This window comes from Bacteroidota bacterium (assembly GCA_030706565.1).
Taxonomy (GTDB): domain Bacteria; phylum Bacteroidota; class Bacteroidia; order Bacteroidales; family JAUZOH01; genus JAUZOH01.
In genome coordinates this window covers 1-6303 of the sequence record JAUZOH010000220.1, presented here as the reverse complement: position 1 = coordinate 6303, position 6303 = coordinate 1, and the positions used below count along the sequence as shown (strand labels likewise).

4 protein-coding genes are annotated in these 6303 nt (G+C 36.8%); 1 reads left to right on the top strand and 3 read right to left on the bottom strand.

Going from position 1 to position 6303, the window contains the following annotated elements; genetic code table 11:
- On the bottom strand, positions 1-4004 hold a 4004-nt coding region (locus Q8907_11165; GenBank protein ID MDP4274826.1), incomplete at its 3' end, for a two-component regulator propeller domain-containing protein.
- Positions 4005-4375: 371 nt separating this feature from the next.
- Positions 4376-4564: a hypothetical protein gene (locus tag Q8907_11160; protein ID MDP4274825.1), complete on the bottom strand. Its 189-nt coding sequence runs from the start codon at positions 4562-4564 to the stop codon at positions 4376-4378.
- Between the two features lie 44 nt (positions 4565-4608).
- On the opposite strand from Q8907_11160, the gene rsgA reads away from it, so the two are divergent.
- Entirely contained in the window at positions 4609-5670 is a 1062-nt protein-coding gene (gene rsgA, locus Q8907_11155; protein MDP4274824.1) for a ribosome small subunit-dependent GTPase A, read from the top strand.
- Positions 5671-5726: 56 nt separating this feature from the next.
- Here rsgA and Q8907_11150 read toward each other — a convergent pair.
- A partial coding sequence (locus Q8907_11150; GenBank protein ID MDP4274823.1) for a uroporphyrinogen decarboxylase family protein occupies positions 5727-6303 on the bottom strand: 577 nt, incomplete at its 5' end.

Genomic DNA, 6303 nt, shown 5'->3' with positions numbered 1-6303 from the left:
TTCAAGTTATGTAAATATTCGGAAGGAGAGACTCCAAATTCAATCCGGAAATTTTTGGCGAATATCTTTGGCGAACTAAACCCGACTGAATAGGCAATTTCTGAGATTTGCGACTGGCTTTTCTCTAAAAGTTGACGGCCGCGTTTTAAACGAACCGTGCGGATAAATTCCGCAGGGCCTTTACCTGTAATATTCATCAATTTTCTATACAAATGACTACGGCTCATACCTACTGCTGTCCCAAGGGCTTCAACAGAAAATTCAATATCGCTGATGTTTTCTTCAACAACCTTAATTGCTTTTTCTATCAACTGTTGATCTAATGAAGTAATAGTTATTTCGCTGGGAGAAATGTCCATTTTTTGACTAAATGCGATATGGCATTTTTCTGTCCATTCAATAAACTTGCGGACCCTCAACTTTAGTATATTAAAATTAAAGGGTTTAGTCACATAATCATCAGCGCCCAATTCCAAACCTTCCACCTGAGCTTCTTCCGTGGTACGGGCCGTAAGCAAGATGACCGGTATATGAGACCATAGGATATTCGTCTTAATGCACCTGCACAGGTCAGTCCCACTCATCACTGGCATCATTACATCACTCACTACAATTTTTACATCGTGAAGATTCAATTGATTCAGTGCTTCTTGCCCGTTGTGAGCAGTCAACACTTCATATTCGTCAGAGAGATTATCCGACATGAAATCACAAAAATCTATATTATCGTCAACGAACAACAATAAAGGTTTTTTTGAACCTTTCAACATAGCCGGATTATCAGGCATATCAACTTCCTTTTCAACCTGATCCGGGTCTGAAACTTCTGTCATATCGGCTTTAATAACAGGAAGTGTAAAAGAGAATATGCTCCCAGCTGGCACATTATCTTTTATTTCAATTGAACCGCCATGCATCCGTACATATTCGTTTACAATATGCAGACCTATACCACTGCCCGTTTTTTCCTGTCTTTGAGGAGCCTGGTAAAAGCGTTCGAAAACATGCTTCTTTTCTACATCACTAATGCCTGAGCCTGTGTCTGATACACTGATAAAAGCATAATCTTTCTGTCTGGATATACTAATATTTACGCTTCCTCCATCAGGAGTATATTTAAAAGCATTGGACAGCAGGTTAATTAAAATCTTTTTTACTTTATCAGGATCGAACTGCATATAAAAATTATCAGTTTGGTCTGTCAGTGTAAAGTTTATTTTTCGATCAGCCGCATAAACCTGGAATGAAGAATAAACTTCTTTTATAAAATAACCCAAATCATTATTCTTGAGATTTAGAGTTTCAGCCCCGGCATCCAGTTTCCTGAAGTCCAACAAAGCATTGATCATTTGCATCAATTGTTCTGCATTTTTATGTATGGTTTGCAGGGGTTTCCTTAGTCTTTCGTCCGATATTTTTTCATTTAACAAGATCTGAATGGGTGTAATAATCAACGTAAGCGGGGTACGCAAATCATGACTGATATTTGTAAAAAATTTCAATTTCATCTCATTCAGATGTATAGCCTGTTCGTGTTCTATTTGTTTTTTTTGTTGTTCCAGCTTAGTTCTATGCTGATGCTTTACCCGTTGAAAAATGAATAAGATAAGCGCAACTGCTATCAGGACATATAAAGCAATTGCCCACCATGACAGATAAAATGGGGGCAGGACCTTAATCTGCATTTCAACGGGATTTTCATTCCAAACCCCATCACTGTTACAGGCCTTGATTAAAAGACGGTAATTGCCAGGGGGAAGAGAAGAAAATTCAATTTCGTTTGTTCGAGTTGGAAACCATTGGTTATTGAATCCTTCCAACTGATAAACATATTTAACCTTATCCGCATTAAGTAAATCTCCGGTTGTGAAGTGTAAATCGATCAACTTATCGTCATATCGGAATATCAACGCTGAAGTTTGTTCTAATGAACGTTCCAAAATCTTGTGCCCATTATAAATTGAATCTACTTGAATTACTTCATTGCCAACCTCCAATTCTGTAAAAGTAATTTTGGAAAACGGTTGATTTTTTTCTGCCATTTTATTAGACTGTATCAGGGTGCATCCTTCCACATCTCCTAATAAAATATTTCCGTTTCGTAACCTACATATTGAATGATTATTGAAATTATTCCCTTTCAAACCATCTTTAACAGAGAAATTTCTGATGGTAAAAGTTAGTCTGCCAGACTTATCTTTATCAACAGATAGAATTGACAATCCATTACTTGAAGTCACAACAATATTCCCATAAATATCATCAACAATGCCCCGAATGATATCGTCACACAATCCTGTCTCTTTATCTAAATAATATAGAGTATCTTTATTCAAATCCCATACAGTCATTCCCTGCCAATGTCCCAACCATAAGATTCCTCTTTTATCTTTATAAACTGAAGAAATGTATTGTTGCTTAAATTGTTGCGTACCACGACTATTCCCAAGGTATAAATTACTCTTACCGTTAATAATATTTTTTATATGAAGTCCATAAGCGGTTCCTATATATAAATTATCTCTGCCGTCATAATACATGGACTGTGCATATTTAATTTCCGCATTTGGATTATTGATCGGATCAAATACCTTGGAGTCAGGATGCAGACATTGAACTTTACCGCCTAAAGAGCCCACCCACAAATTTCCATAACAATCTTTTTGCAAATTCCAGATGTTGTTATCAGACAAGTCGCTATTATGCGTAGTAAAATGAAGAATCTTTCCATTTTCATAACAAAAAAGGCCATTTTGATATGTTCCAATCCACATCCGGCCTTTTCTGTCTTCAAGTAAACAGACTACAGCAAAATTAGGAAAAGCAAGTTTTTGAATCGCTTTATCTGAAGCTTCTTTTTTTACAAATATCCCATTTCCGTCCGTACCAAACCATAAATTTCCACTTTTATCCTCTAAAATTGCACTAATATCTCTACATTCGGGGTATTGAATATTTACAATATTCTGAAAACTCTTATGAAAATAGGATATTCCTGCTTTATCATTTCCCAACCAGATTGTTCCCTCGTTATCCCGATAAATACAATCCACATTATTGGATGCAATAGATGTATATAAATTAGGATCATAATGAATATTTGAGATGGTTCCTTTATATATATTATATAAAAAAACGCCTTTATGATCCGTTCCTATCCAAACTTGACCATTTTTGTCATCAATAATACTTTGTACAATGTCTGTTTGCGTCTTTATTGGCGAATGTAAGGTTAATTTTTGCCATTTTTGGCTGGGATTTCTCTGGTAATAAATGAGATCGGATTTGAATGGACTAAGCCATAGTCCATTATAACTATCCACATAAATTTTATTAGAACTATTTGCTAATTCAATCCTTATAAAATCGGGCAACTCGATTTTTGTTAATTTGCCTGTATTTTTTTTAAATTGGAATAATAATCCGGCCTTATTAATAATAAAAAGATTATCGCCATCATCACTTATCGCCATGGTTGAAATATCAATCATTGAAAGATTTTGCCTAAATACCTTCAATAATTTTCTATTCGCATCAAAGTGAAATATTTTTTGATTACTAAATACCCACAAATCATGGCTTTTATCTATATATATTTTATATTCACGGCCAACCGTTATAGATAAATTTTTCAAGAATTTCGGTATATCTGTGATAAAACTGTCTTTCCCATGGTTGTATACCACATAACCAAAACCTACATCAATCCAGATATTTCCAAGACCATCTTCACTTAGACCCGCTATATTATTGGTTAATAAACCGTTAAAATTATGAGAACGCACCGCATACACCTTAAACCCATAACCGTCATAACGGTTCAATCCTGACTCTGTTCCTACCCACAGGAATCCAAATTTATCTTTTAATATTGAGGTAACATGATTGTTAGAAAGTCCGGCATCTGTGGTCAGATGGTGAAATATATATGCAGGTTGCCCCTTAGTTTGGATATTACAAAATACAAGAAAAGCAAATAACAATAAAAATCGTATTTTTTTCATGTTATCAATAAACAAAAATAAAAGGTTTTAATAGACAAATATATCGTAAATATATTATCATCAGATTCTATAATAAAGTGAAATAGTAACTCAATGTTTCCGGCCAGAAAAAACGATCGGTTTCTGGCTGTCTTTACTGCATGGTAATCCAAAATAGTTGATCACAAAATAATATATGAAAATCCCAATAAGCAGCCGGCATATTTTTCCTTCGGCAAAATAGGAGGAAATTTAAAAATTTAAAACGGCAATATACAATTATAAGGATTTGATCCGCAAAATACCCAAACAGGTTTATCTCAGATGCAAAAATTTTTTGAAACCGAAATAAATCATAGAAAAATAATTGATATAATTTTCGCTGAATAACCTCAGGCTAAAACAAATACTTTATAATCTTTTCTCAACAGGTAAAAAATTATTATTTTTGATGTCAGATTAAAATTTATGCAAAAAATTTTCTCTATCCCGTTTACGGGACTTGCCTGACCGATAGCCTGTACTTGCCGGCTATCAACTTTTTCCCGGATAATCTTCCGGGCAGTTGTTTTATTATCCATTTTAACACAACACCTTAAATATTTTCACTTAAATTCATACTAAGATGAAATTAGAAGATTTTGGGTATACTCATGAGATCGAAAAGACGAGAATAGAGAATAACCTCCTGAATTTTGAAATTGGAAGGATTGTTTCAGAGCACAAAGAACGGTACATGGTAAAAACAGAAAAGGGAGAACTGGAGGCTGAAATAACCGGGAATCTGCGATTCTCGGCCAAGAGCCGTGCGGATTTTCCCGTTGTCGGCGATTGGGTTGCACTAACCATCTATGATTCAGGCTTTTCCATCATCCATAAAATATTGCCGAGATACTCCGTCATTTCAAGAAAAGCTGTGGGACAATATGCAGAAATACAGATCATTGCCGCGAATATTGATTATGCATTTCTGGTACAGGCAGCCGGCCACGATTTTAACATCAACAGGCTTGAAAGATACCTGACCATCTGTAATTCGGCAAAAGTAAGCGCCATTATCGTACTTACAAAAACCGACCTGGTCAGTGAAGGGGAACTCGATCAACTAACCGGCAGCATCAGCCGGCGGATCAAAAATGTACCCCTGGTTGCCATCAGCAACAAAACACAGGAAGGATACGAAGCCCTGAAAAAACTCATCAGTAAAGGCAAGACCTACTGCATGCTGGGCTCTTCGGGAGCCGGGAAATCAACCTTGATGAACAACCTTTCCGGCAGGTCCGTGATGAAAACAGATGCAATAAGCACGGCTACCGGCAAAGGCAGGCATATTACCAGTTACCGGGAATTAACCGTCCTGAGCAATGGCGGCATACTGATCGATAATCCCGGAATGAGGGAAGTCGGCATCGCTGATACAGCAAACGGACTGGAAACAACCTTCGATCATATCGTACGCCTGGCGAAGAACTGCAAATTCAAAGATTGTACGCATACGCATGAAACCGGCTGCGCAGTTCTTGCAGCAGTTGAAAAAGGGGAAATTGACAAAGACTCTTACGAAAATTACCTGAAAATGGAAAAAGAAAAGGCCCATTATGAATCATCGGTTGCCGAAAGACGGAAAAAAGACAAGGATTTCGGAAAACTGATAAAGAATTATAAAAAGAACATGAATAAATATTAAACGTATCTGCAAAGTTCACCATGAAACAAAGGGCTCATGGTGAACTTTTTGATTTTTTATTTGCCATAAAATTCGGCCACGGCATCATAGAAAGCGCCTATATTTTCAAGCGGAGTACCCGGGGGTACGTCGCAACCGGAAGAGGGTATATAATTTTTATAGCCTTTGCAGGCTTCAATCATCTCTTTTGTTTTAACCTTCACGGTAACCGCGTCACTCATCCTTAAAACGCCTGCAGGATCCAGGTTGCCAAAAGCAAGGATATCGCCTGGAATTTGAGGCAAAATATCTTTCATCTGTACCGCATTTCCAAAATGGAAACCCTGGCAACCGGTAGAAATCATGGACGGTACCAGTGTTAACGTATTCCCGCAATTGTGCAAAATAACCATAAAACTTTCGTCCTGAACAGCTTCCACAATCTTTTTGATATACTTTGAGGAAAATTCATTGCAATCGTCCGGGGATAATAGTCCGGCGGCCGGTTCGGCGATAATTATCCCGGAAGCACCATTTTTCTTATAAGCAGAGATGTATTGAATCAGGAAATCCGTACATTTTGAAATCAATTGATGAGAAGCATCAGGATCCATCAAAATGAAGGTCATTATTTCGGTGATGTCAAACAACCTT

What these genes read in the sequence shown, in the direction of transcription:
- Q8907_11160 (MDP4274825.1), bottom strand. Translation starts at nt 4,564, where the DNA reads ATGGATAATAAAACAACTGCCCGGAAGATTATCCGGGAAAAAGTTGAT.
- rsgA (MDP4274824.1), top strand. Translation starts at nt 4,609, where the DNA reads ATGAAATTAGAAGATTTTGGGTATACTCATGAGATCGAAAAGACGAGA.